26 protein-coding genes and 1 pseudogene are annotated in these 23993 nt (G+C 69.8%); 12 read left to right on the forward strand and 15 right to left on the reverse strand.

The genetic code is table 11. From position 1 onward, the window contains the following. Position 1: 1 nt before the first annotated feature. Positions 2-658, reverse strand: coding sequence for a cation transporter (locus A5712_RS26760; RefSeq protein ID WP_068112466.1), 657 nt, complete (start codon positions 656-658; stop codon positions 2-4). A 74-nt stretch (positions 659-732) separates the two neighbouring features. After that, complete coding sequence (locus A5712_RS26765; RefSeq protein ID WP_068112468.1) at positions 733-2334, reverse strand: AMP-binding protein; 1602 nt, start codon at positions 2332-2334, stop codon at positions 733-735. A gap of 111 nt (positions 2335-2445) precedes the next feature. Here A5712_RS26765 and A5712_RS26770 point away from each other — a divergent pair, with 111 nt between their 5' ends. Then, a complete protein-coding gene (locus tag A5712_RS26770; protein WP_068112471.1) occupies positions 2446-3360 on the forward strand; it encodes a class I SAM-dependent methyltransferase in 915 nt (304 codons plus the stop codon). 12 nt (positions 3361-3372) lie between these two features. Beyond that, the gene (locus A5712_RS26775) at positions 3373-4560 is read left to right on the forward strand and encodes a CoA transferase (RefSeq protein ID WP_068112474.1); all 1188 of its coding nucleotides are present in this window, start codon (positions 3373-3375) and stop codon (positions 4558-4560) included. On the opposite strand, the gene A5712_RS26780 is transcribed toward A5712_RS26775, so the two are convergent. From A5712_RS26780 to A5712_RS26805, 6 genes and pseudogenes are all read right to left on the reverse strand, one after another. Then, complete coding sequence (locus A5712_RS26780) at positions 4557-5006, reverse strand: response regulator (RefSeq protein ID WP_068112478.1); 450 nt, start codon at positions 5004-5006, stop codon at positions 4557-4559. The genes A5712_RS26775 and A5712_RS26780 overlap by 4 nt on opposite strands. Beyond that, the gene (locus tag A5712_RS26785) at positions 4981-6492 is read right to left on the reverse strand and encodes a CHASE3 domain-containing protein (protein ID WP_082973684.1); all 1512 of its coding nucleotides are present in this window, start codon (positions 6490-6492) and stop codon (positions 4981-4983) included. Before A5712_RS26785 ends, A5712_RS26780 begins: the two co-directional genes overlap by 26 nt. Before the next feature lie 71 nt (positions 6493-6563). Next, entirely contained in the window at positions 6564-7748 is a 1185-nt protein-coding gene (locus A5712_RS26790) for a PP2C family protein-serine/threonine phosphatase (RefSeq protein WP_156766785.1), read from the reverse strand. Positions 7749-7964: 216 nt separating this feature from the next. Next, a complete protein-coding gene (locus tag A5712_RS26795; protein WP_068112487.1) occupies positions 7965-9134 on the reverse strand; it encodes an acyl-CoA dehydrogenase in 1170 nt (389 codons plus the stop codon). 72 nt (positions 9135-9206) lie between these two features. Then, positions 9207-9722, reverse strand: a complete 516-nt coding sequence (gene purE, locus A5712_RS26800) for a 5-(carboxyamino)imidazole ribonucleotide mutase (RefSeq protein ID WP_068112492.1) — start codon at positions 9720-9722, stop codon at positions 9207-9209. Continuing rightward, positions 9719-11018, reverse strand: a pseudogene (locus tag A5712_RS26805) (5-(carboxyamino)imidazole ribonucleotide synthase). Before A5712_RS26805 ends, purE begins: the two are co-directional and overlap by 4 nt. Before the next feature lie 66 nt (positions 11019-11084). Between A5712_RS26805 and A5712_RS26810 the strand changes: the two are divergent. After that, the gene (locus A5712_RS26810; RefSeq protein WP_068112495.1) at positions 11085-11744 is read left to right on the forward strand and encodes a GtrA family protein; all 660 of its coding nucleotides are present in this window, start codon (positions 11085-11087) and stop codon (positions 11742-11744) included. On the opposite strand, the gene A5712_RS26815 is transcribed toward A5712_RS26810, so the two are convergent. Both A5712_RS26815 and A5712_RS26820 read right to left on the reverse strand, forming a co-directional pair. Next, positions 11699-12217: a PH domain-containing protein gene (locus A5712_RS26815; protein WP_068112498.1), complete on the reverse strand. Its 519-nt coding sequence runs from the start codon at positions 12215-12217 to the stop codon at positions 11699-11701. The genes A5712_RS26810 and A5712_RS26815 overlap by 46 nt on opposite strands. Positions 12218-12227: 10 nt before the next feature. Beyond that, positions 12228-13052: a biotin--[acetyl-CoA-carboxylase] ligase gene (locus tag A5712_RS26820; RefSeq protein WP_068112502.1), complete on the reverse strand. Its 825-nt coding sequence runs from the start codon at positions 13050-13052 to the stop codon at positions 12228-12230. Between the two features lie 50 nt (positions 13053-13102). On the opposite strand from A5712_RS26820, the gene A5712_RS26825 reads away from it, so the two are divergent. The 7 genes from A5712_RS26825 to A5712_RS26855 all read left to right on the forward strand — a co-directional run bounded on the left by A5712_RS26825 (position 13103) and on the right by A5712_RS26855 (position 19446). Next, positions 13103-14743 carry an acyl-CoA carboxylase subunit beta gene (locus A5712_RS26825; RefSeq protein WP_068112505.1) on the forward strand — a complete coding sequence of 547 codons (1641 nt, stop codon included), beginning with the start codon at positions 13103-13105 and terminating at the stop codon, positions 14741-14743. Beyond that, the gene (locus A5712_RS26830) at positions 14740-14967 is read left to right on the forward strand and encodes an acyl-CoA carboxylase subunit epsilon (protein ID WP_068112508.1); all 228 of its coding nucleotides are present in this window, start codon (positions 14740-14742) and stop codon (positions 14965-14967) included. Before A5712_RS26825 ends, A5712_RS26830 begins: the two co-directional genes overlap by 4 nt. Further along, positions 14964-15599: a nucleoside triphosphate pyrophosphatase gene (locus A5712_RS26835; protein ID WP_068112511.1), complete on the forward strand. Its 636-nt coding sequence runs from the start codon at positions 14964-14966 to the stop codon at positions 15597-15599. The genes A5712_RS26830 and A5712_RS26835 overlap by 4 nt, the downstream gene beginning before the upstream one ends. A gap of 10 nt (positions 15600-15609) precedes the next feature. After that, complete coding sequence (locus A5712_RS26840; protein ID WP_068112514.1) at positions 15610-16500, forward strand: sulfurtransferase; 891 nt, start codon at positions 15610-15612, stop codon at positions 16498-16500. Then, entirely contained in the window at positions 16500-16919 is a 420-nt protein-coding gene (locus A5712_RS26845) for a SufE family protein (RefSeq protein WP_068112517.1), read from the forward strand. Before A5712_RS26840 ends, A5712_RS26845 begins: the two co-directional genes overlap by 1 nt. 123 nt (positions 16920-17042) lie before the next feature. Then, on the forward strand, positions 17043-18836 hold the full coding sequence (locus A5712_RS26850; protein WP_068112520.1) for an acetyl/propionyl/methylcrotonyl-CoA carboxylase subunit alpha: 1794 nt from the start codon (positions 17043-17045) through the stop codon (positions 18834-18836). Between the two features lie 190 nt (positions 18837-19026). Continuing rightward, on the forward strand, positions 19027-19446 hold the full coding sequence (locus tag A5712_RS26855; RefSeq protein WP_068112524.1) for an STAS domain-containing protein: 420 nt from the start codon (positions 19027-19029) through the stop codon (positions 19444-19446). Here A5712_RS26855 and A5712_RS26860 read toward each other — a convergent pair. Together A5712_RS26860 and A5712_RS26865 are read right to left on the reverse strand one after the other, a co-directional pair. Next, a complete protein-coding gene (locus A5712_RS26860) occupies positions 19417-20205 on the reverse strand; it encodes an RNA polymerase sigma factor SigF (protein ID WP_068112527.1) in 789 nt (262 codons plus the stop codon). The two genes, A5712_RS26855 and A5712_RS26860, sit on opposite strands and share 30 nt — an antisense overlap. After that, entirely contained in the window at positions 20202-20639 is a 438-nt protein-coding gene (locus A5712_RS26865; protein WP_068112530.1) for an anti-sigma factor, read from the reverse strand. Before A5712_RS26865 ends, A5712_RS26860 begins: the two co-directional genes overlap by 4 nt. Before the next feature lie 248 nt (positions 20640-20887). On the opposite strand from A5712_RS26865, the gene A5712_RS26870 reads away from it, so the two are divergent. Next, positions 20888-21271, forward strand: coding sequence for a phage holin family protein (locus A5712_RS26870; RefSeq protein WP_068112533.1), 384 nt, complete (start codon positions 20888-20890; stop codon positions 21269-21271). Between the two features lie 19 nt (positions 21272-21290). After that, positions 21291-21641 (forward strand): protein UsfY, encoded by a 351-nt coding sequence (usfY, locus tag A5712_RS26875; RefSeq protein ID WP_068112535.1) that lies wholly within the window; start codon positions 21291-21293, stop codon positions 21639-21641. A 10-nt stretch (positions 21642-21651) separates the two neighbouring features. Here usfY and A5712_RS26880 read toward each other — a convergent pair whose 3' ends face one another. The 3 genes from A5712_RS26880 to A5712_RS26890 form a co-directional block, all read right to left on the reverse strand. After that, a complete protein-coding gene (locus A5712_RS26880) occupies positions 21652-22035 on the reverse strand; it encodes a hypothetical protein (RefSeq protein ID WP_068112537.1) in 384 nt (127 codons plus the stop codon). A gap of 118 nt (positions 22036-22153) precedes the next feature. Then, on the reverse strand, positions 22154-23476 hold the full coding sequence (gene lat, locus A5712_RS26885; RefSeq protein ID WP_068112538.1) for an L-lysine 6-transaminase: 1323 nt from the start codon (positions 23474-23476) through the stop codon (positions 22154-22156). 44 nt (positions 23477-23520) lie between these two features. Beyond that, positions 23521-23973, reverse strand: coding sequence for an Lrp/AsnC family transcriptional regulator (locus A5712_RS26890; RefSeq protein ID WP_068112540.1), 453 nt, complete (start codon positions 23971-23973; stop codon positions 23521-23523). Positions 23974-23993: the final 20 nt, after the last annotated feature.

Here is a 23993-nt window from a genome sequence, read left to right on the forward strand (position 1 = left end):
ATCAGCAGCCGCAGCCGTGGCCGCGCCAGGTCCGCACGCCCTGCCAGGCGGCGGCCCCGGCGACCCCGAACCCCACCACCGGGTCGACCCACCACGCGCCCGACCACAGCCCGGTCAGCGCGAGCGTGATCAGCACCGCCGCGGCCTGGATGCCGCACAGGTAGTTCTGCGTGCCTTCGCCCTCGGTGGCCTCCGAACCGAGCCGCACCCCCAGCCGGTGGTTGGCCCGGCCGAGGACCGGCATCAGCACCAGGCCGAGGGCGGCCAGCGCAATGCCGATCACCGACATCTCGGCGTGGTGCTCCTCGGTCAGGTCCCGGAGGGATTCCGCGGCGATGTAGGGCGCGGTCAGCCAGAACGACACCGCCACACCGCGCCGGGCGCGCCGCTCGGCCGTCTCCGAAGACGCCCGCGCGCCGCTGAACCGCCAGATCACCATCGCGCTGGCCAGCGCCTCGGCCGCGCCGCCGAGCGCCCATCCGGTGAGCGCGATCGACCCGACCGCCAGTCCCTGCCACAAGCCGACCGCGCCCTCGACGAGCACGACGACCATGCTGAGCCAGGCCAGCCGGCGCGCCCACCCGGCGGCGGCCCGCCAGCCGGCATCCCCGCTCCCGGCGACGTGGCATTCGGCGACGACGACGGGCGAAGTGGTCATTGCGCGAGGCTAGCGACGGCGGGGCGAGGTTGCACGCGCGCACACGCCGATGTAACACAACCGTGTCCGCGTTCTTACACGCCCAGCAGGCGCTTCAGCACCTTCCCGCCCGCGTTGCGGGGCAGCTCGTCGACAAACAAGACGTCGCGCGGAACCTTGAAGCGGGCCAAGCGATTTCGGATGTAGTCCTTGACGTCGCTCTCGGTCAGCGATGCGCCCGGCCGCACCACGATGTAGCTGCGCAACCGCTGCCCGAACTCGTCGTCGCTGACGCCGACGACCGCGACATCGAGGATGTCGGGGTGGTGCGCGAGCGCCTCCTCGACCTCGCCCGGGTACACGTTCTCCCCACCGGACACGATCATCTCGTCGTCGCGGCCGTCGATGAATAGCCTTCCGGCCGCGTCGAAATGGCCGATGTCGCCGGTGGACATCAGGCCCCGGATCGATTCCTTGGTGCCGCCGCCGGTGTAGCCCTCGAAGGCCAGCACGTTGCCGACGAAGATCCGCCCCGGGGTGCCCGGCGGCGCCTCGCGATCGCCGGCGAAGATCTTGACAACCGAACCGGGCACCACCGCACCGACGCATCCGGGCTCGACGGCCAGGTCGGCTGGCGTGGCGATGGTGGCGTACGCGACCTCGGTGGAGCCGTACATGTTGTAGACCACGGGCCCCAGCGCCTCCAACGCGCGGGTGGCCAGCGCCGCCCGGAGTTGGGATCCGCCGACGAACACGATGCGCAACGAGGACAGATCGTGTTCGGCGAGGGCGGACGCACCGAGATCGAGGATGCGCCGCAGCATGATCGGGACCACGATCATGGCGCTGGCCCGATGCGTGGCCACGCTGTCCAGGGCTTGCTCGGCATCGAAGTGGCGGCGCACCACCAAGGTCGAGCCAAGCACCATCGCATACATCGCGTGGCTGAAGCCCATCGAATGAAACAGCGGCACACAGCATTCGGTGACCTCCCGGCCGCGCAATGGCACCTTGCCGAGCAGGCCGCCGACCGGTATCAGCGAGTAGGGCTCCGAGCGCAGGGCGCCCTTGGGGACCCCGGTCGTCCCGCTGGTCGAGATGACGATCTTGGGCCGGCCGCCGGAGCGCGGCGGCGGGCCGGGATCGCCGCTCTCGATCAACGCATCGAGCGTGTCGGGACCGGGCGACTGCGCCCAGGCCCGGATTCGGCCCAGCCTCGGCCGGGCGTTCGCGACGATGCCGGCGTATTCGTCGTCGTACACCAGCAGGTCGGCACCCTCGCGGGACAGCATCTCGGCGAGTTGCGCGCCGCCGAAACCGGTGTTGAGCAGCAGGACGCCGGCGCCACACTTGGCCGCGCCGTAGACGGCCTCCAGGAAGCCCCGGTGGTTGCCGGCCAGGATGCCCACGCTCGCGCCCGGGCCAAGCCCGCGGCGGCGCCACTCGTTGGCCAGCGCGTTGGTCCGCTCATCCAGCTCACCGAACGTCAGCGGACCACGCTCGTCGATCAGCGCCAGCCCGTCGCGGTCCCGGGCGGCGGCGATGACCGTCGCGGCGCCCAAAAGCCCGTAACGGTCCAGTGCGCGCAGCACCCAAGCCACCCGACCGGGTGGGATCAACCGCAACCCCCCGGACCGCGCGTACATCGCGAGCGACCACGTTTCCAACCCGAGACGCCCGAACATCTTCGCCGTCATTGCCTTCACTGTGCTGGTCGAGGCGGCCGTCGATAAGTGCGCAACGCCCCCACCGGCGGGGTCTTTGGTCACAGTTATTGTGGCTAACCAGTAGCGGGGAGAAGGGACGACATGGCGCGCACCGACAACGACACCTGGGACCTGGCCACCAGCGTGGGAGCCACCGCCACCATGGTGGCCGCGGGGCGGGCCCGGGCCACCCACGACGGGCTGATCGACGACCCGTTCGCCGAGCCGCTGGTGCGCGCGGTGGGCATCGACTTCATGACGCGGTGGTCCGCCGGTGAGTTGACTTCCGCCGACGTCGACGAGCCGGACGCCCCGTGGGGCATGCAGCGCATGACCGACCTGCTGGCCGCCCGCACCCGCCACATCGACGCGTTCTTCGCCGAGGCGGGCGCGGTGGGGATCCGCCAGGTGGTGATCCTGGCCTGCGGGCTCGACGCCCGCGCGTACCGGCTGGCCTGGCCGCCGGGAACGACGGTGTTCGAGATCGACCAGCCCGAGGTGATCGAATTCAAGACCGCCACCCTCGCCCGGCTGGGCGCCGAGCCCACGGCGGAACTGCGGCCCGTCCCGATCGACCTGCGCCACGATTGGCGGTCGGCGCTGCGCCGCGCGGGGTTCGACGCCGGACGGCCGACCGCCTGGGCCGCCGAGGGCCTGCTCGCCTTCCTGCCGCCCGAGGCGCAGGACCGGCTGCTCGACGACGTCACCGCGCTGTCCGCCGACGGCAGCCGGCTGATGGCCGAGGTCTTCAGCAACACCGGCAGCAGCGGCGACGCCCTGAACGCGGCAAGCGAGAAGTGGCGGGCCAACGGCCTGGACATCGCGCTGGGCGACCTGGGCTTCCCCGGCGAGCGCAACGACGCGGCAACCTACCTGGAGCGGCACGGCTGGCGCACGGTCCGCACACCCCTCAACCAGTTGTTGGCCGACACCGGGTTACCTTTGCAACGCAGCGAACCCGGCGCGCCGTTTTCCGGCAACTACTACTGCACCGCGGTGCTGGACCGGGCAGCTTAGGGAAGGCCACGCATGCCAAACAGCAAGCCCGCCAAGCCACTTGACGGGTACCGGGTACTGGACTTCACCCAGAACATCGCCGGGCCGCTGGCCGGACAGGTGCTGGCCGACCTGGGCGCCGAGGTGATCAAGGTGGAGGCCCCCGGCGGCGAGGCGGCCCGGCACATCACCGCCGTCCTGCCCGGGCGCCCGCCCCTGCCCACGCTGTTCCTGCCCCACAACCGGGGCAAGAAATCGGTGACGGTGGACCTCACCGACGACGAGAGCAAGCAGCGAATTCTGCGGCTCGTCGACACCGCCGACGTTGTGCTGGAAGGCTTTCGGCCCGGGGTCATGGAGCGGATGGGGCTCGGGCCCGACGAGCTGCGGGCGCGCAACCCGAAGCTGATCTACGCGCGGCTGTCGGCCTACGGCGGCAACGGCCCGCAGGGCAACCGGCCCGGCGTCGACCTGATGGTCGCCGCCGAATCGGGCATGACCACCGGGATGCCCACCCCGACCGGCAAGCCGCAGATCATCCCCTTCCAGCTCGTCGACGCCGCCAGCGGTCACGTGCTGGCCCAGGCGGTGCTGGCCGCGCTCCTCAACCGCGAGCGCCACGGGGTGGCCGACGTCGTGCGCGTCGCGATGTACGACGTCGCGGTCAACCTGCAGGCCAGCCAGCTGACCATCCACCTGAACAAGCCGAGCGAGCCGCGGCCCGACGCGGAGCCGAAACCCAAGAAGCGCAAGGGAGTTGGCTTCGCCACCCAACCGTCCGACGCGTTCAAGGCCGCCGACGGCTACCTGGTGATCAGCGCGTACGTGCCCAAGCATTGGGCGAAGCTGTGCGAGATCATCGGCCGCCCCGACCTGCTGACCGACGAGCGGTTCATCGACCAGCGCGCCCGGGCGCTCAACTACCCGGAGCTCACCGAGGAACTCGAGTCGGCGCTGGCGGCCAAGACCGCGGCCGAATGGGTCGAGCTGCTGCAGGACGGCGGCCTGATGGCCTGCCACGCCTACACCTGGAAGCAGGTGGTCGGCACCCCGCTGTTCGCCGAGAACGAGCTCGCCCTGCGGGTCGGCAGCGGTGAGGACGCGATCACGGTCGTTCGCATGCCGGCGCGCTACGCCAGCTTCGACGCCGCGTCGGCCGGTTGGGCCAACGAACCCCCACCCGCGCCCGGGCAGCACAACGAGGAGTTCCTCACCGGCTAGAGCCCCGGCAGCCGCACCACCTGAATGAAGAACTCGTCGATCTGGCGAACCGCGGTGATGAACGCGTCGAGGTCGACCGGCTTGGTGACGTAGGCGTTGGCGTGCAGTTGGTAGCTGCGCAGGATGTCCTCCTCCGCCGAGGAGGTGGTGAGCACGACGACCGGGATGCGCGCCAGGTCGGGGTCGGACTTGACCTTCTCCAGCAGCTGTCGGCCGTCGTATTTCGGCAGGTTCAGGTCGAGGAGGATGAGGTCGGGTCGCGGCGCGTCGGCGTATGGACCGCGCCGGTAGAGGAAGTCCAGGCCCTCCTCCCCGTCGTGGGCCACGTGCAGGTTGTTCTTGAGCTTGTTGTGCTCGAACGCTTCTCGCGTGATCAGCTCGTCGCCCGGATCGTCCTCGACGAGCAGGATCTCGATCGCTCTACCGGCCGATGATGGCGATGTCATCGTGGCCTCCTTCTTTCGTCGCGATGGGCAGGGTGAACTGAAGCCGCGTCCCGTCGGTGTAGGTCGAGTCGACCCAGACGGTGCCGCCGTGCTGCTCGACGATCTTCTTGCACAGCGCCAGACCCACCCCGGTTCCGGAGTACACGTCCCGGCCGTGCAGCCGCTGGAAAATGACGAACACCTTCTCGGTGAATTCTTCGGCGATGCCAATGCCGTTGTCCGACACGGACAATAGCCACTCGTCGGTGCGTCGTTCGCAGTCGATGACCACGCGGGGCCGGCGGTCCTTGTGCCGGAACTTCACCGCGTTGCCGATCAGGTTCTGCCACAGCATGGTCAGCAGGGTGGGATCCCCGATGATGACCGGCAGCGGCTGCGCGGGCCGCACGATTTCGGCGTCCGTCTCCTCGAGGGCGACGGCGAGGTTGGCCAGGCCGGCGTCGAGCGCCGTGCCGAGGTCGACCTCGGTTTGCATGGTGGCCAGGCGGCCCACGCGGGAAAAGGTGAGCAGGTCGTTGATCAGCACCTGCATGCGCTTTGCCCCGTCGACGGCGTAGCCGATGTATTCGATCCCGCGCTCGTCGAGCTGGTCGCCGTAACGCTTCTCGAGCAGCTGGCAGAACGAGGCGACCTTGCGCAGCGGCTCTTGCAGGTCGTGCGACGCGACGTAGGCGAACTGCTCGAGTTCGGCGTTGGAGCGCCGCAATTCGACGGCCTGCTCGTCCAAAAGCGCGCGGGCCGAACGGGATACCTCGAGCTCCTCGACGAGGCGCTCCCGCATGTTCTCCACGTCGATCGCCATGTTGCGAATGTCCTTGGGGCGCCGAGGCGCTGCGATGGTCTCGGCGAAGTCGCCGCGCGTGATTTGCCGGCAGGAAGCGGCCAACGCCGCCAGCGGGCGGGTGACCGCGTCCCGCATCAAAAGCCCCAGCGCGGCCGCCGTGCCGAAGAACAGCAGCACCATGGTGATGAGCACCCGGTCCCGCCAGGCGTTGGTTCGCTTGAGATCGTCGGCCGCCTGGTTGCGCGCCGCGGTCAGGTTCGTGTTCTGCCTGTCGAAAAGGGTACGCAGGTGGTCGAATTGGGCCTTGCCACGTTCGGCCGCGGGCCGGCTCATGACGTTCCGGGCGTCGGGGGCCACGCTCGCGATCGCGGGCTCGGCATAGTTGGCGCGCCAGTTGGCGGCCGCCTGTTCGATCGCGTCCAGGTCGGCGAGCAGGTCCGGACGCTCGGCCAACCGTCGCCGGATCTCATCGGCCGCCTCGCGTTCGGCGTGCTGCCCGTCGTAGTACGGCGTGAGGAACTGGCGATCGGCCGCGATCAGGTAGCCGCGCACGCCGGTTTCCTGGTCGCGCAGCGCCGATTGCAGCTGATAGGCGGCCACCCGCGACGGCTGGATCCCGTCGACCAGCGCGCGCAGCATGTCGTCGGAGCGCTGCAGCAGCACGGCCCCGATCACCGCGCCGGCGAGCACCATCACGCCCATGGTGGACAGGACCAGGAACTGCCAGCCGCGCACGGTCAGCTGCGTAAGGCGCGGCACCCGCAGGGCGGGGCTCACGTCGTGGTCCGCTCGACGCGCACCACCGCGATGTCGTCGCTGAGCCCGCCGCGCGGGCGGGCGAGTTCCTCGGCGCCGTCGATGAGCGCGTCGACGAACGCCGGTCCGGGCAGCCGCGCATGCTTGCGGGCCAGCGCGAGCAGACCGTCCTCGCCCAGGCGCCGGTTGCCTTCCCCGGAATACCCTTCGAAGAGCCCGTCGGTCAGCAGCAGCAGCCCCTGCCCCGCGGGCAGGCGCAGCTCGTGCCGCGGCCAGTGGTCGCCACCCAGGCCCAGCGCCGGACCGCCCGGCGGCTCCACCCATTCGACGCCCTCGCCGTCCTGCAGCAGCATCCCCGGATGGCCGGCCCTAACGGCGGTGACGCCGGCGCCGTCGGGGTGGATCTCCAGGCTGAGCACCGTCGCGAAGATCCCGTTGCCGGTGCGTTCGGACTGCAGCACTCGCTCGAGCTTGCGCATCAGCTCCACGCCGTGCACGCCGGCGAAGGTGAGCGCGCGGAACGCGATCCGCAGGGCCGCCCCCAGCGCCGCTTCGTCCGGCCCGTGCCCGGCGACGTCGCCGATCAGGACGTGCACGACCCGGTCGGGTGTCTGCACAACGTCGTAGAAGTCCCCGCATAACAGGGCGTCCTCGCGGCTCGGCCGGTACCGGGCCACGATGTCGATGCCGGGCCGGTCGAGCAGCAGCGGCGACGGCAGCAGGCCGCGTTCCAGCAGCGCGTTCTCGCGGGCCCGGAGCCGGCTCGCGTGCAGGTCGGCGGCGATGAGCTCGGCCCGTTTGCGCTCGATCGCGTAGAGCAGCGCGCGGCGCAGCATCTCGGGCTCGACGCGCCCCTTGACGAGGTAGTCCTGCGCGCCCGCCGCAACCGCGGAGGCCCCGAAGTATTCGTCGTTCAACCCGGTCAGCACGACGATGGGGACCGCGGCGTCGCGCCGGGCGATGCGGTCCAGCGCGTCGATCCCGCTGGCGTCGGGCAGGTTCAGGTCCAGCAGCACGCAGTCGGGCCGCACCGATGCGAGCTCCTCTTCGGCCTGCGCGATCGACTGCGCCCAGGTCAGCCGGATGTCGGCGACCGCTTCGGCGATCAGCTCCTCCACGAGCAGCGCGTCGGCCCGGTCGTCCTCGACCAACAGCAGCGATAACGACTGCCACTGCGCGGCGGCGCTGGAGGGAGGGCGCATGTGCGTCAATTCCCGGTCAACCATGGAAGCCCATGGGAAGCCATGTTAAGCAATTGGACGCTCCCGCGGCCGCGATAAGACTTTGCTCTTGCACGACGGTCGGAGTGGACGGCCGGTGCCTGTTTACCGACGCTGGGGCCGGACTTACCGGCCCATCTCGTTGCTGTCGGAGATCCTATTCGGTGCGCCGACGCCTTCCCAAACGGAGTCCCGCATTCAGCGCAGCAGCGCCCGCGACATCACCACGCGCTGAATCTGGTTGGTGCCCTCGTAGATCTGGGTGATCTTGGCGTCGCGCATCATCCGCTCGACGGGGAAGTCGGTGGTGTAGCCGGCGCCGCCGAACAACTGCACGGCGTCGGTGGTCACCTCCATCGCGACGTCGGAGGCGAAGCACTTGGACGCGGCCGAGATGAAGCCGAGGTCGGGTTCGCCGCGCTCGGCCCGGGCGGCGGCCTGGTAGACCAGCAGCCGCGCGGCCTCGACCTTCATCGCCATGTCGGCCAGCATGAACTGCACGGCCTGGAAGCTGCTGATCGACTCCCCGAACTGCTTGCGGTCCTTGGTGTAGGCGATCGCGGCGTCCAGCGCGCCCTGGGCGATGCCCACCGCCTGGGCCCCGATGGTGGGACGGGTGTGGTCCAGCGTGGCCAGGGCGGTCTTGAAGCCGGTGCCCGGCTCGCCGATGATCCGGTCGCCCGGAATGCGGCAGTTCTCGAAGTACAGCTCGGTGGTCGGCGAGCCCTTGATGCCGAGCTTCTTCTCCTTGGGGCCGACGGTGAAGCCCTCGTCGTCGATGTGCACGATGAACGCCGAGATGCCGTTGGCGCCCTTGTCGGGGTCGGTGACGGCCATCACCGTGTACCAGGTCGACTTGCCGCCGTTGGTGATCCAGGCCTTGGCGCCGTTGAGGATCCAGTCGTCGCCGTCGGCCTTGGCGCGGGTGCGCATCGACGCCGCGTCGCTGCCGGCCTCCCGCTCGGACAGCGCGTAGGACGCCAGCGCGCCGTCCTCCGCGAGCGAGGGCAGCACCTGCTTTTTCAGCTCCTCCGAGCCGCGCAGGATCAGGCCCATGGTGCCCAGCTTGTTCACCGCCGGGATCAACGAGGCGGACGCGTCGACGCGGGCCACTTCCTCGATGACGATGCACGCCGCGACCGAGTCCGCGCCCTGGCCGCCGTACTCCTCCGGCACGTGCACCGCGTTGAACCCCGACGCGTTCAGCGCGTCCAGCGCCTCCTGCGGGAACCGCGCGTTCTCGTCCACGTCGGCCGCATGCGGCGCGATCTCCTTCTCCGCCAGCGCGCGGATCGCCGCCCGCAGCTCCCGGTGTTCCTCGGGCAGTTGGAACAGATCGAAGGTGGGGTGTCCGGCCCACTGAGCCATCTTGGCCTCCTAAGCACTCTGCTGGCCTGCTCGGCTCCTCGACGGACGCTGGGCGTCCGCGTCGTCACCGAGCTACTGGCCGGTAACTTTACCGTGGCGCTGTTGCAGCGCCGCATCCTTGGCCTTGACGCTCTCGGCCAGCTCGTCGGAGAACGCCTCGATCCGCGCCCGCAGCGTCGCGTCGGACGACGCCAGTATGCGCACCGCGAGCAGGCCCGCGTTGCGGGCGCCGCCGATCGAGACGGTGGCGACCGGAACCCCGGCCGGCATCTGCACGATCGACAGCAGCGAGTCCAGGCCGTCGAGGCGGGCCAGCGGCACCGGCACCCCGATCACCGGCAGCGGCGTGGCGGAGGCGACCATTCCGGGCAGGTGTGCGGCGCCGCCGGCGCCGGCGATGATCACCTGCAGGCCGCGGTCGGCCGCCGTGCGCGCGTAGTCGAACATCACCTGCGGCGTGCGATGCGCCGAGACCACCCGGACCTCGGCCGGGACGTCGAACTCGGCCAGCGCCTCAGCGGCGTCGGCCATCACCGACCAGTCGCTGTCGCTGCCCATGATGACGCCGACCCGAGGAGCTTGTGTCATATGCGCCGCTCCTTCTCATCGCTTCGTCCCCCTCGCCGCTGCGCGGCTGGGGGTGCCCCCACTGCATCGTCGCCGGCGCTAGCCATGTGGATCCCATCCGTCCGTCCACTGCCCGTGTGACAACCAGTGTGCCGCCAGATCGGCGCGTTCACGCAGCTGGACCAGCCCCGCCGGGTCCGCGCCAAGGAAGTTGACGTGCCCGATCTTGCGGCCGGGCCGCTCCTGTTTGCCGTAGAGGTGGACCCGCGCGTCGGGCATCCGCGCGAAGAGGTGGTGCAGCCGCTCGTCCGTGCTCATCGCCGGGGTCTCTCGGGCGCCTAGCACGTTGGCCATCACGGTCACCGGCGCGATGGCGTCGGTGTCGCCGAGCGGGTAGTCCAGCACCGCGCGCAGGTGCTGCTCGAACTGGCTGGTGCGCGCCCCGTCCATGGTCCAGTGCCCGGAGTTGTGCGGCCGCATCGCGAGCTCGTTGACCAGCAGCGCACCATCGGTCGTCTCGAACAGCTCGACCGCCAACACGCCGACGACACCGAGTTCGGCGGCCAACCGCAACGCCAGCTGCTGGGCCCCGGAGGCCACGCCGTCGTCCAGGTCCGGCGCGGGCGCGATCACCTGCACGCAGATCCCGTCCCGCTGCACCGTCTCGACCACGGGCCAGGCCGCGCCCTGCCCGAACGGGGAGCGCGCCACCAGGGCCGACAGTTCGCGGCGCAGGTTCACCTGCTCCTCGGCCATCACCGGCACGCCGTCGGCCAGGAAGCTGGCCGCGATTTCGCGCGCGTGCAGGGGGTCGCGGGCCATCCGCACCCCGCGCCCGTCGTAGCCGCCGCGGACGGCTTTGACGACGACGGGACCGCCCACTCGCGCGGCGAAGGCCTCAAGCTCGTCCAGGTTGCCGATGCCGGCATACCGCGGCACCGGCGCGCCCAGCGCCTCCAACCGCCGCCGCATCACCAGCTTGTCCTGGGCGTGCACTAGGGCGTGCGGCGGCGGCGCCACGTTGACGCCCTCGGCGACCAGCTTCTCCAGCAGCTCGGTCGGGACGTGCTCGTGGTCGAAGGTCAGCACGTCGGCCCCGGCCGCGACCCGGCGCAGGTCCTCGATATCGGCGTGCGAGCCGATCATCACGTCGGGGCTGACCTGCGCGGCCGATTCGCCGGGGGCGGTCGCCAGCACCCGCAGCGTCTGCCCCAGCGCGATCGCGGATTGGTGGGTCATGCGGGCGAGCTGACCGCCGCCGACCATCGCCACGACGGGGGCGGCCTTCGGTGAGCGCTTGTTCGGCACGGCCATCATGTTGTCACGGCCCGCGGCGAAGCAGATTTTGCGTCGTTTTCGCGTCCGTCCGTACACTGACGTGTTGTGTCCTTCGCCGATGCCGTAATTTCGCGCCTGCCAGAGGCCGTTCAGCCTCATTTGCTGCGCCATCACGAGCTGATCAAATTCGCGATCGTCGGCGGCACCACGTTCGTCATCGACTCGGCGATTTTCTACACCCTCAAGCTGACGATCCTCGAACCCAAGCCGGTGACGGCCAAGGTGATCGCGGGGATCGTCGCGGTCATCGCCTCCTATGTCTTGAACCGGGAGTGGAGCTTCCGCGACCGCGGCGGCCGCGAGCGCCACCACGAGGCGTTCTTGTTCTTCGCCTTCAGCGGCGTGGGCGTGCTGCTTTCCATGGCGCCGCTGTGGTTTTCGCACTATGTGCTGCAGCTTCGGGTGCCCGAGGTGTCGCTGACGCTGGAGAACATCACCGACTTCATCTCGGCCTACATCATCGGCAACCTGCTGCAGATGGCGTTCCGCTTCTGGGCGTTCCGGCGCTGGGTGTTTCCCGACGAGTTCGCCCGCAACCCCGACAAGGCGATCGAATCCGCCCTTACCGCAGGCGGTTTCGCCGAGGTCCTGGAGGACGAGCTCGAGAAGAGCAACGTCACCCTGTTGCGGTCGTGGCGGAAAAAGGCGAGCCGATTCGGTCAGCTCGGCGACTCCTCCGAACCCAGGGTGTCAAAGACTTCGTGATACAGCAGCGCGTGCACCTCGCGCAGCCGCGGAATGTTGTAGAACTCCAACGGATCTTGTGACGCCGACTCGATGATCAGCGTTCCGGTGCGAAACATGCGTTCGCTCAAGCGGTCCCGGAACTCCACGCTGTTGATGCGCGCCAGCGGGATGTCGATGCCGCTGCGCGTGAGCACCCCGTGGCGAAACATCACCCGGCGGTTAGTGACGACGAAATGCGTGGTCAGCCAGCCCAGGAACGGCCACAGCGTGAGCCAGCCGACGATCACCAGCCAGATGCCCCAGATGACGCCGTAGATAATGTTCTTGGCGAGCTGCTCCCAGTGCGTCGAGTTGAGGTAGCCGGAACCGAACGCGGCCAGCGCGGTCGCCAGCACCAGCACCACGACGGGCCAGATCAACCGCTTCCAGTGCGGGTGGCGGTGCAGGACGACCTGCTCGCCGGCGGCCAGGGCGTTGTCCGGATAGCTCACGTGAGAGAAGCTACCGCTGCTGGCGCAGATGCACGACGTCACCGGCGGAAACGACGACGGTTTGGCCGCCGGCCTCCACACATAACCGGCCCTGGTCGTCGACGGCGGTCGCGGTGCCCACGACCTCCTTGTCGCCGGGCAGCACGGCGCGCACCGGGCGCCCGATGGTCAGGCTGCGCGCCCGGTAGTCGGCCGCCAGCGCCCAGTCGGCGCCCCGCGCGGCCCGCCAGGCCACGATCCGCCTGCCCAGTTCGGTCAGCACCGCGCCGACCAGTTGGCCGCGGTCCGGCTCGGGCACGCCGAGGTCGAACAGCGACGTGGCACCAGGCCCGTCGACCTCGTCGGGGGCCTGAGTCACGTTGAGCCCCAAGCCGATCACCACGACCGGGCGGGCCACCTCGGCGAGGATCCCGGCCAGCTTGCCCGGGGAGTCCGGCGGGCCGGCCAGCACGTCGTTGGGCCACTTGAGGCCCGCCTGCACCCCGGTGACGGCCAGCACCGCGTCGACGATCGCCACCCCGGTGGCCAGCGACAGCCAGCCCCAGCCCTCGGTGGGCACGTCGACGACGCTGACGCCCACCGACATCGTGATCTGGGCCCGCGGGCTGGCCGTCCAGCCGCGCCCGTGGCGCCCGCGGCCGGCCGTCTGGTGCTCGGCGATCAGCACCGCCCCGGCGACGTCGTCGCCCGCCGCCGCGCGCGCCAAGAGGTCGGCGTTGGTGGAGCCGGTCTGTTCCACGACGTCGAGCTGGCGCCAGCCCAGCCCGGTGCCGATCAGCTCGGCGCGCAGCGCGGCCTGATCCAGCGGTTGCCGAAGCGAATCGCGGTCCGTCACTCCACCCAGCCTAAGCACCGGCGCGGGGCCTGCCGATACCATCGAGTCCCATGACAAGCGTTACCGACCACACGGCCGAGCCCGCCGCCGAGCACACCATCGACATCCACACCACCGCGGGCAAGCTGGCCGAGCTGCACAAGCGGCGGGAGGAGTCGCTGCACCCGGTCGGCGAAGAGGCCGTCGAGAAGGTGCACGCCAAGGGCAAGCTGACCGCCCGCGAGCGCATCCTGGCCCTGCTCGACGAGGACTCGTTCGTCGAGCTCGATGCGCTGGCCAAACACCGCAGCAGCAACTTCGGCCTGGACAAGAACCGCCCGCTGGGCGACGGCGTGATCACCGGCTACGGCACCATCGACGGCCGCGACGTGTGCATCTTCAGCCAGGACGCCACGGTGTTCGGCGGCAGCCTCGGCGAGGTGTACGGCGAGAAGATCGTCAAGGTGCAGGAGCTGGCGATCAAGACCGGCCGCCCGCTGATCGGCATCAACGACGGCGCCGGCGCACGCATCCAGGAGGGCGTCGTCTCGCTGGGCCTGTACAGCCGGATCTTCCGCAACAACATCGTCGCGTCGGGGGTCATCCCACAGATCTCGCTGATCATGGGCGCGGCCGCCGGCGGGCACGTCTACTCCCCCGCCCTGACCGACTTCGTGGTCATGGTCGACCAGACCAGCCAGATGTTCATCACCGGCCCCGACGTCATCAAGACGGTCACCGGTGAGGACGTCACCATGGAGGAACTCGGCGGCGCACACACCCACATGGCCAAGTCGGGCACGCTGCACTACGTGGCCTCCGGCGAGCAGGACGCCTTCGACTGGGTCCGCGACCTGCTGAGCTACCTGCCGCCGAACAACGCCACCGACCCGCCCCGGTACGCCGAGCCCGCCCCCGTGGGCCCCATCGAGGAGAACCTCACCGAGGAGGACCTCGAGCTGGACACGCTGATCCCGGACTCGCCCAACCAGCCCTACGACATGCACGAGGTGATCACCCGGATCCTCGACGACGACGAGTTCCTGGAGATCCAGGGCGGTTACGCGCAGAACATCGTCGTCGGGTTCGGCCGCATCGACGGCCGGCCGGTCGGGATCGTGGCCAACCAGCCGACCCAGTTCGCCGGCTGCCTGGACATCAACGCCTCGGAGAAGGCGGCCCGCTTCGTGCGGACCTGCGACTGCTTCAACATCCCGATCGTCATGCTGGTCGACGTCCCGGGCTTCCTGCCGGGCACCGGCCAGGAGTACAACGGCATCATCCGGCGCGGGGCCAAGCTGCTGTACGCCTACGGCGAGGCGACCGTGCCCAAGATCACGGTCATCACCCGCAAGGCCTACGGCGGCGCCTACTGCGTCATGGGTTCCAAGGACATGGGCTGCGACGTCAACCTGGCCTGGCCGACGGCCCAGATCGCGGTGATGGGCGCCTCCGGCGCGGTCGGCTTCGTGTACCGCCAGCAACTGGCCGAGGCCGCCCGCAACGGCGAGGACGTGGACGCCTTGCGCCTGCAGCTGCAGCAGGAGTACGAGGACACGCTGGTCAACCCCTACGTCGCGGCCGAGCGCGGCTACGTCGACGCGGTGATCCCGCCGTCGTACACCCGCGGCTACATCGGCACGGCGCTGCGCCTGCTGGAACGCAAGATCAGCCACCTGCCGCCCAAGAAGCACGGGAACATTCCGCTATGACAGACGACGCTCACCACGAGCCGCACATCCAGGTGCTCAAGGGGAACCCCACCGACGCGGAGCTGGCGGCGCTGGTGGCCGTGCTCGGCGGTGTCGGCGCCGCCTCGCCCGAGCCCACCCAGCCGGAGAGCACCCGCTGGGGCTTGCCGGTCGACCGGCTGCGCTACGCGATGTCGAACTACCAGCGGCTGACCATGCAGCAGATGACACACATGAGGCATTGACCCGGCTGGTGCTTGGGTCGGCCTCGCCCGGCCGCCGCAAGGTGCTGCGCCAGGCCGGCCTCGATCCGCTCGTCGTGGTGTCCGGCGTCGACGAGGACCTGATCGCCGCGGGCCTGGCGCCCGACGCCCCGCCCGAGGAGGTGGTGTGCGCGCTGGCCGCGGCCAAGGCCAACGACGTCGCCGGGCGCCTCGACGGCGCCACCGCGGCGGATTGCGTTGTGCTGGGCTGTGATTCGATGCTGGCCATCGACGGCCGGCTGTGCGGCAAGCCGGGCTCGCCCGAGGCCGCGGTGAGCCAGTGGCGGCTGATGGGCGGCCGCTCGGGCCGGCTGCACACCGGGCACTGCCTGCTGCGGCTGCGCGACGGCGCGATCGCCCACCGCGAGGTCCAATCCGCCTGCACCACAGTGCATTTCGCCGCGCCTGCCGAGGCGGATCTGCGGGCGTACGTAGCCGACGGCGAGCCTCTGCGGGTGGCCGGCGGGTTCACCCTGGACGGGCTGGGCGGCTGGTTCGTCGACGGGATCGAGGGCGATCCGTCGAACGTGATCGGCGTGAGCCTGCCGCTGCTGCGTGAGCTGTTGGGCCGGGCCGGGCTGTCCGTGGCCTCGCTGTGGGAGACCCGGCGGTAGGCTCGAAGTCGTGTCGTTACCCCCCGATCCACACCCGTCCCTGACCGAATACGCCCACCCCGAACGACTGGTCACCGCCGACTGGCTGTCCGCCAACATGGGCGCCCCCGGCCTGGCGATCGTCGAGTCCGACGAGGACGTGTTGCTCTACGACGTCGGCCACATCCCCGGCGCGGTCAAGATCGACTGGCACACCGACCTCAACGACCCGCGGGTCCGCGACTACATCAACGGCGAGCAGTTCGCCGAGCTGATGGATCGCAAGGGCATCGCCCGCGACGACACCGTGGTGATCTACGGCGACAAGAGCAACTGGTGGGCGGCCTACGCGCTGTGGGTCTTCACACTGTTCGGCCACCCCGACGTGCGCCTGCTCAACGGCGGGCGCGACCTGTGGCTGGCCGAGCGCCGCGACACCACCCTGGACGTCCCGACGGCGACGTCGAGCGGCTATCCCGTGGTGCAGCGCAACGACGCGCCCATCCGCGCGTACAAGGACGACGTGCTGGCCATCCTCGGTTCCGAGCCGCTGATCGACGTGCGCTCGCCGGACGAGTACACCGGCAAGCGCACCCACATGCCCGACTACCCCGAGGAGGGGGCGCTGCGGGCCGGGCACATCCCCACCGCCGTATCGATCCCGTGGGGCAAGGCGGTCGACGAGAGCGGCCGCTTCCGCCCCCGCGCCGAGCTCGAGGAGCTCTACGGCTTCCTGCGGCCGGACGACAAGACCGTCGTCTACTGCCGCATCGGCGAGCGGTCCAGCCACACCTGGTTCGTGCTCACCCACCTGCTGGGCAAGCCCGGGGTCCGCAACTACGACGGATCGTGGACCGAGTGGGGCAACACCGTGCGGGTGCCGATCGTCGCGGGCGAGCAGCCGGGAGCCGTTCCGGTCTGATGAGCATGCCCGCGCCGCTGGCCGAGGTGGTGTCCGACTTCGCCGAAGTCCAGGGCCAGGACAAGCTGACGCTGCTGCTGGAGTTCGCCAACGACCTTCCCGCGCTGCCGGCCGACCTCGAGGAGGCGGCGATGGAGCCGGTGCCCGAGTGCCAGTCGCCGCTGTTCCTGCACGTCGACGCCAGCGACCGCAATCGGGTGCGGCTGCACTTCAGCGCGCCCGCCGAGGCGCCCACCACCCGGGGGTTCGCGTCGATCCTGGCCGCCGGTTTGGACGAGCAACCGGCCGCCGACATCCTCGCGGTGCCCGAGGACTTCTACACCGAGCTGGGCCTGGCCGCTCTGATCAGCCCGCTGCGGCTGCGCGGCATGTCGGCGATGCTGGCCCGCATCAAGCGGCGATTGCGCGAGACGGCCTGATCAGGAACGGATTTGGAGACCGGGTGTCGGCCCGTACGGCGCGCCGCATAAACTTCCCCGGGACAAGACTTGTAAGAATTTCTCTTAGAGACGCATATGACGTCCAGCCGAACAGGAGGCGAAGTGGCTAGTCACGCCAGCTCGAGGATCTCCAAGGTGCTCGTCGCCAATCGCGGTGAGATCGCCGTCCGGGTGATCCGTGCGGCCCGCGACGCGGGCCTGCCCAGCGTGGCGGTGTATGCCGAGCCCGACGCCGACGCGCCGCACGTGCGGCTGGCCGACGAGGCGTTCGCCCTGGGCGGTCAGACGTCCGCGGAGTCCTACCTGGACTTCGGCAAGCTGCTGGACGCGGCGGAGAAGTCCGGCGCCAACGCGGTCCACCCCGGCTACGGCTTCCTCTCCGAGAACGCCGACTTCGCGCAGGCGGTCATCGACGCCGGCCTGATCTGGATCGGCCCCAGCCCCCAGTCCATCCGCGACCTCGGCGACAAGGTCACCGCCCGCCACATCGCCGCGCGCGCCCAGGCGCCGCTGGTGCCCGGCACCCCGGACCCGGTCAAGGACGCCGACGAGGTGGTGGCCTTCGCCAAGGAGTACGGCGTGCCGATCGCCATCAAGGCCGCCTTCGGCGGCGGCGGGCGCGGCATGAAGGTCGCCCGCACCCTCGAGGAGATCCCCGAGCTGTTCGAGTCGGCCACCCGCGAGGCCGTCGCCGCGTTCGGCCGCGGCGAGTGCTTCGTCGAGCGGTACCTGGACAAGCCCCGCCACGTCGAGGCGCAGGTGATCGCCGACCAGCACGGGAACGTCGTCGTCGCCGGCACCCGCGACTGCTCGCTGCAGCGCCGCTTCCAGAAGCTGGTCGAGGAGGCGCCGGCGCCGTTCTTGACCGACGCGCAGCGCAAGGAGATCCACGAGTCGGCCAAGCGGATCTGCAAGGAGGCGCACTACTACGGCGCCGGCACCGTCGAGTACCTGGTCGGCCAGGACGGCCTGATCTCCTTCCTGGAGGTGAACACCCGCCTGCAGGTCGAGCACCCCGTCACCGAGGAGACCGCGGGCATCGACCTGGTGTTGCAGCAGTTCAAGATCGCCAACGGCGAGAAGCTCGACATCACCGAGGACCCGACCCCGCGCGGGCACGCCATCGAGTTCCGGATTAACGGCGAGGACGCCGGGCGCGGCTTCCTGCCCGCCCCGGGGCCCGTCACCAAGTACGAGACGCCCAGCGGTCCGGGCGTCCGGCTGGACTCCGGCGTGGAGGCGGGATCGGTGATCGGCGGCCAGTTCGACTCGATGCTGGCCAAGCTGATCGTCTACGGCGCCACCCGCGAGGAGGCCCTGGCCCGCTCCCGCCGGGCCCTCGACGAGTTCCACGTCGAAGGCTTGGCGACCGTCATCCCGTTCCACCGCGCCGTGGTGAGAGACCCGGCGTTCATCGGTGACGAGAAGGGCTTCTCGGTCCACACCCGCTGGATCGAGACCGAGTGGAACAACACCATCGAGCCGTTCACCGGCGGCGAGCCGATCGACGAAGAGGACGCCCGGCCCCGGCAGACGGTGGTCGTCGAGGTCGGCGGGCGCCGGCTCGAAGTGTCCCTGCCCGGCGACCTGGCCCTGACCAACGGTTCCGCCGACCCGGCCGGGGTGATCCGCAAGAAGCCCAAGCCGCGCAAGCGCGGATCGCACGCGGGGGTGGCCGCCTCCGGCGACGCGGTGACGGCGCCCATGCAGGGCACCGTGGTCAAGGTCGCGGTGGAGGAGGGCCAGGAGGTCGCCGCCGGCGACCTGGTCGTGGTCCTCGAGGCGATGAAGATGGAAAACCCGGTCACCGCGCACAAGGACGGCACCATCACCGGGCTCGCCGTCGAGGCCGGCGCGGCCATCACCCAGGGCACGGTCCTCGCCGAGATCAAATAACACGAAGAAACTCAGAAGAAACCTCGATAGCGTTGTCCGACCCGCCCCGGCGCGGGTAGGGTCGGTTTCAGGTTGAGTTCACAGCCGCCCGGATCACGTCAGGCAAGCGGGAAGGCAAACTCCCCGATCTCGAGCTTCACGGCCACCTGGCGTCGTCCGCAGCAACACCCTCCAAATGACGGAGACACGCATGTCTGTGGCCCAATCTTGGCAACAAAGCCGAACCGCACAATTCACCTCCCGCTGGAGCGCGCTGGGGGCGGTGATCACCGTCGACGGTGAGCTCGACGCCGCCAACGCCGATCAGCTCGCCATCTACGCGCAACGCAGCGTCAGGCGCGCCCGCCGGATCGTCGTCGACCTGCGCGGCCTGGAATTCATTGGTACCGCTGGCTTTTCGGCCCTGCACCGGATCAACGTCGCGTGCTCGGCCGCCCAGTTGCACTGGGCCATGGTGCCGAGCCCGGCCGTAGCGCGGTTGTTGAGGATCTGCGACCCCGATGGCACCCTGCCGGTGACGACGCCGCAGGCCGAGCCGCTGCTGCGCCCCACCAAGAGGGAGCGCGACGAGTCGCGGCCGCTACTTCAGTTGGTCCCGCAGCCGCGTTAGCGACTTGGCCAGCAGGCGCGACACGTGCATCTGTGAGATGCCGACCCGCTCGGCGATCTGCGTCTGCGTCATCGACTCGAAAAACCTGAGCACCAACACCATTCGTTCCCGCTCGGGCAGCGCCTCGAGCAGCGGGCGCAACGCCTCGCGATCTTCGATGCGGTCGAGGCCGGCGTCCACGTCGCCCAACGTGTCGGCGATGGCGCGGGCGTCGTCGTCGTCGCTGCCGCCGCCGGTGTCGATGGACAGCGTGTTGTAGGAGCTGCCCGCCACCAGGCCCTCGACCACCTCGTCGCGCTCCATGCCGAGTTCGACGGCGAGTTCGCTCGCCGTCGGCGCCCGGCCGAGGCGCTGGGACAGATCGGCGGTGGCGGTGCCCAGCCGCAGGTGCAGTTCCTTCAGGCGCCGCGGGACCTTGACCGACCAGCTGTTGTCGCGGAAGTGGCGACGGACCTCGCCCATGATCGTGGGCACCGCGAACGAGACGAAGTCCGACCCGGTCTCGACGTCGAAGCGGACGACGGCGTTGACCAGGCCCACCCGCGCCACCTGGACCAGGTCGTCGCGCGGTTCGCCGCGGCCCTCGAACCGGCGGGCGATGTGGTCGGCCAGTGGCAGGCACCGCTCCACGATCTTGTCCCGCTGGCGCTGGAATTCCATCGAGTCGGGGGCGATGCCCGCCAGCTCGCGGAACATGTCCGGGACGTCCGCATACTCGTTCGGCCGCGAAACCGAACCGCCGGCAGCTCGCGCTGTCACCTGCTAGAGGCCGCCCGTCGCGCCGTCAGCGTGATACCGAAGACACTGCCGGTCTCGTCGGGTTCGCGACCGTCGTGGAAGGTCTGGACATCGTCCGCCAGGGAGGTCAGGACGTGCCAGCTGAAGCTGCCGGGCGCCACCACGTCGTGGGTGTCGCACGCCGCGGAGGCTTCCACCACCAACTCGTCGTCGTGCGGGTCGACCACGACCACCAGCGTCGCGCCCGGCGTGGCCGAGCGAATGAGGCGGGTGCACACCTCGTCCACCGCGAGCCGCAGGTCGGCGACCGCGTCGAAGTCCAGGTCCTCGAAGGTGCCGATGGCACCTACCAGCGTGCGCAGCATCGCCAGGTTCTCGAGGCGTGCCGCAACGTGCAGCTCGACGGCGCGGTGGCCGCGTTGACGCTTGTTCGCGCCAACTCCCGGATCGGTCATATGGTCTCCCGGCAATGTCTGGTTGACATTACTATTGCCGCGCAGCCCGCCGTCGACCGTGGGTTCCAACCGATTAGTCACAATCGCCGCCGCTGGTCACGTCTACGGTAGTGGGCATCGATGTCGGTGTCGCTGACGCAACCCTTCCGGCACTCATCATGGTGTACAGCTGATACCCAATTGCGGCAGCGAATAACCCCGTCTGCGGACCCTTAACACCGTCTACCCCGCGACCTACACTTATTGGCATGAAGCAGGCTCTGCTTCGAGCGGTTGTGCTTCTCGCGTCGTGGGCCGTCGGCCTGCTGGCGGCGGCCTGGGTCGTGCCCGGCGTTTCGGTGTCGGCGTCGGGGTTTGTCGTCGCCGTCCTGGTGTTCTCGGTGGCGCAGGCAAGCCTGTCGCTGCTGATCGTGAAGTTGCCGCGGGCCTACGCGTCGCTGCTGCTCGGGGGCGCCGGGCTGGTGCTGACCCTGGTCGCGTTGAGCTTGGCCGCGGCGTTCACCCACGGCCTGTCCATCCGCGGCGCCGCCTCCTGGCTCGCCGCGACGATCATCGTGTGGCTGGTGACCACGATCGGGGCGATTTCGCTGCCCGAGGTGCCGGTTCGCGACACGGCCGGCTCGACGACCTGAAACGACCGAGGGAGGGCTGATGAGCGACAGGCATCGCGATCCGACGGACCACTTCCGGACGACGCAACCGCACGCCGGTTTCTCGATGAAGGACAACCTGTACTGGCCCGGGTTCATCCTGTTCCTCGTCGCGGTGGGCGGGATGATCAGTACCACGGCCGCGGCCGCCTACGGCCACTACGAATGGGTCGCCACCACGAGCCTGGTGGCCGTGCTCGGGACGATCGCCGGCGCGTTGTGGTTCGTCGCGGAGCACCGCCGCGTGGGCCGCATCGACGAGCAATGGCGCTTCATTCCACGGACCGAGATCCCACGAACCGAGATCGGCCCGAAGCCGCAGAGCCCCGCGCGCCCCGATTCGCGCGTTTAGTCGGCGCAGGTCATAGGGCCAGCACCGGCCCGGCGATCGGGGATACGCCCAGGCCGAGGGCCACCACCATCAGCGTCAGCAGGAACCAGCCCGCGCCGTGCCATCCCCACCAGGTGCCGTGGGCCTTCCATACCCGGTAGGTGCGCAGGAACGCCCAGAGCGCCCCGGCCAGCAGAATCAGCGGACCGCCCAGCGCCAGCATCGTGCGCTGGGGCGTGCCACAGGCCGCCGTGTCGACGCCGGTCCCGGGGCAGGTGCTGACCCACAACGCGGCAAGAACCAAGAAGCCCATGCCCGCGATTGCGGCCAGGGCGGCAAACCGGATGGCCGCGTGCACCTCGCGGTCCTCCTGCCCCAAGTGGTCACCCGGCGACCGCTGATCCGCCGTTTGCATACTCGTCCCCCGTGTGCTGGCCCTGATTTCTTGGTTAATCGTTCGCTGCGCCGCATTAGTTACGCGCCCACGATGATGCAGATCCGGATACCCTGCGCCCTATCACGGTAAACCGCCGTCAGCCCCACGTCACGGCCGTCAAAGCGCCGCTCAGGGCGCAAACCAGCGCATCGATCTCCCCCCGGGTGACGGTCAGCGCGGGCCGGAACCGGACGCCGTCCTCCCCGCAGCGCAGCGCGATCACGCGGCGTTGCCACAGCTGGGCGATCACCGCCTCACGGGCGCCGGTGCTCGGCAGGCTGAACGCGCACATCAGGCCGCGGCCGCGGGGGTCGAGAACCACGGCCGGGAAGTCGTCGGCCAGTTCGACCAGCCGGCCCAGCAGGTAGCGCCCCAGATCGGCGGCGCGGTCGAACAACCCGTCGGCCTCGATCACCTCCAAAATGCGGCGGGCCCGCACCATGTCGGCCAGGCTGCCGCCCCAGGTCGAGCTGATCCGGGAGGCGACCGCGAACACGTTGTCGGGGACCTCGTCGACCCGGCGGCCCGCCATCACCCCGCACACCTGCGTCTTCTTGCCGAACGCCACCACATCGGGTTGCACGCCCAGTTGCTGGTAGGCCCATGGGGTTCCGGTCAGCCCGCAGCCGGTCTGGACCTCGTCGAAGATCAACAGGGCGTCGTGTTCGTCGCACAGCCGGCGCATCGCGGCGAAGAAGGCGGGACGGAAGTGGCGGTCGCCGCCCTCCCCCTGAATGGGCTCGGCCACGAAGCACGCGACGTCGTGCGGGTGCGCGTCGAACGCCGCCCGGGCCTGCCGAATCGACTCGGCCTCTAGCGCATCCATGTCGGTCGCCGGCCGGATATAGGGCGCGTCGATGCGCGGCCAGTCGAACTTCGGGAAGCGGGCCACGGTGACCGGCTTGGTGTTGGTCAGCGACATCGTGTAGCCGCTGCGACCGTGGAACGCGCCGCGCAAATGCAGGACCCGCGTGCCCAGCGCCGGGTCGATCCCGCGCGCCTCGTTGTGGCGGCTCTTCCAGTCGAACGCGACCTTGAGCGCGTTCTCCACCGCCAGCGCCCCGCCCTCGACGAAGAACAGGTGCGGCAGCGCGGGGTCGCCCAGCACCCGGACGAAGGTCTCGACGAAGCCGGCCATCGCCGCCGTGGCCACGTCGGGGTTGCTCGGCTTGTTCAGCGCGGCCGCCAGGAGCTCCGCGCGGAACTCCTCGTCGCCGGCCAGCGCCGGGTGGTTCATGCCCAGCGCCGACGACGCGACAAACGTGAACATGTCGAGGTAGCGGCGGCCGTCCCGGGCGTCGACCAGGTAGGAGCCGGCCGACCGCGTCAGGTCAAGCACCAGGTCAAAACCGTCGACCAGCATGCTGCGCGACAACGTCTCGGGGACCCGGTCGGAAACGGCGGCGGTCATGCCGCTCATCTTAGCGTGATTATTACGGTGCTATGGCATATTGACAGGAAATATTATGGTATGTATTGCCGATCACTGTAAAAAGTATTGAGGATGATGGTGCTGCGCGTCTGGACGTCGGCCGCCGTGCGGATCCGCTGCAACAGGTCCTCGAGCGCCCGGGCGGACTCGACACGGACCAGCAGGACATAGCTCTCCTCGCCGGCCACCGAGTGACACGACTCGATCTCCGCGATGTGTTCCAGACGGGCGGGCGCATCATCGGGTTGAGAGGGATCCAAGGGAGTGATGGCCACGAACGCCGAGAGCAGGTGCCCGACCGCCTCCGGGTTGATCCGCGCGGAATACCCCGCCACCACGCCGCGCGACTCCAGCCGGCGCACCCGGGACTGCACCGCGGAGACCGACAGGCCCGCCTTCGCGGCCAGCTCCGCCAGGGTCGCGCGACCGTTGGCGACCAGCTCGCGCACCAGGGTCCGGTCAATCTCGTCGAGCGCGTCACCCATGGGCGGAGATTATCGCAGCA

Origin of the sequence: Mycobacterium sp. E2327 (assembly GCF_001672675.1) — a bacterium.
In the GTDB taxonomy this organism is placed as follows: domain Bacteria; phylum Actinomycetota; class Actinomycetes; order Mycobacteriales; family Mycobacteriaceae; genus Mycobacterium.

Bases quoted from the DNA above. Each gene is read 5' to 3' on its own strand.
- A5712_RS26760 (WP_068112466.1), bottom strand. From the start codon at position 658: ATGACCACTTCGCCCGTCGTCGTCGCCGAATGCCACGTCGCCGGGAGC.
- A5712_RS26765 (WP_068112468.1), bottom strand. From the start codon at position 2,334: ATGACGGCGAAGATGTTCGGGCGTCTCGGGTTGGAAACGTGGTCGCTC.
- A5712_RS26770 (WP_068112471.1), top strand. From the start codon at position 2,446: ATGGCGCGCACCGACAACGACACCTGGGACCTGGCCACCAGCGTGGGA.
- A5712_RS26775 (WP_068112474.1), top strand. From the start codon at position 3,373: ATGCCAAACAGCAAGCCCGCCAAGCCACTTGACGGGTACCGGGTACTG.
- A5712_RS26780 (WP_068112478.1), bottom strand. From the start codon at position 5,006: ATGACATCGCCATCATCGGCCGGTAGAGCGATCGAGATCCTGCTCGTC.
- A5712_RS26785 (WP_082973684.1), bottom strand. From the start codon at position 6,492: ATGGGCGTGATGGTGCTCGCCGGCGCGGTGATCGGGGCCGTGCTGCTG.
- A5712_RS26790 (WP_156766785.1), bottom strand. From the start codon at position 7,748: ATGCGCCCTCCCTCCAGCGCCGCCGCGCAGTGGCAGTCGTTATCGCTG.
- A5712_RS26795 (WP_068112487.1), bottom strand. From the start codon at position 9,134: ATGGCTCAGTGGGCCGGACACCCCACCTTCGATCTGTTCCAACTGCCC.
- purE (WP_068112492.1), bottom strand. From the start codon at position 9,722: ATGACACAAGCTCCTCGGGTCGGCGTCATCATGGGCAGCGACAGCGAC.
- A5712_RS26825 (WP_068112505.1), top strand. From the start codon at position 13,103: ATGACAAGCGTTACCGACCACACGGCCGAGCCCGCCGCCGAGCACACC.
- A5712_RS26830 (WP_068112508.1), top strand. From the start codon at position 14,740: ATGACAGACGACGCTCACCACGAGCCGCACATCCAGGTGCTCAAGGGG.
- A5712_RS26845 (WP_068112517.1), top strand. From the start codon at position 16,500: ATGAGCATGCCCGCGCCGCTGGCCGAGGTGGTGTCCGACTTCGCCGAA.
- A5712_RS26855 (WP_068112524.1), top strand. From the start codon at position 19,027: ATGTCTGTGGCCCAATCTTGGCAACAAAGCCGAACCGCACAATTCACC.
- A5712_RS26865 (WP_068112530.1), bottom strand. From the start codon at position 20,639: ATGACCGATCCGGGAGTTGGCGCGAACAAGCGTCAACGCGGCCACCGC.
- A5712_RS26870 (WP_068112533.1), top strand. From the start codon at position 20,888: ATGAAGCAGGCTCTGCTTCGAGCGGTTGTGCTTCTCGCGTCGTGGGCC.
- usfY (WP_068112535.1), top strand. From the start codon at position 21,291: ATGAGCGACAGGCATCGCGATCCGACGGACCACTTCCGGACGACGCAA.
- A5712_RS26880 (WP_068112537.1), bottom strand. From the start codon at position 22,035: ATGCAAACGGCGGATCAGCGGTCGCCGGGTGACCACTTGGGGCAGGAG.
- lat (WP_068112538.1), bottom strand. From the start codon at position 23,476: ATGAGCGGCATGACCGCCGCCGTTTCCGACCGGGTCCCCGAGACGTTG.
- A5712_RS26890 (WP_068112540.1), bottom strand. From the start codon at position 23,973: ATGGGTGACGCGCTCGACGAGATTGACCGGACCCTGGTGCGCGAGCTG.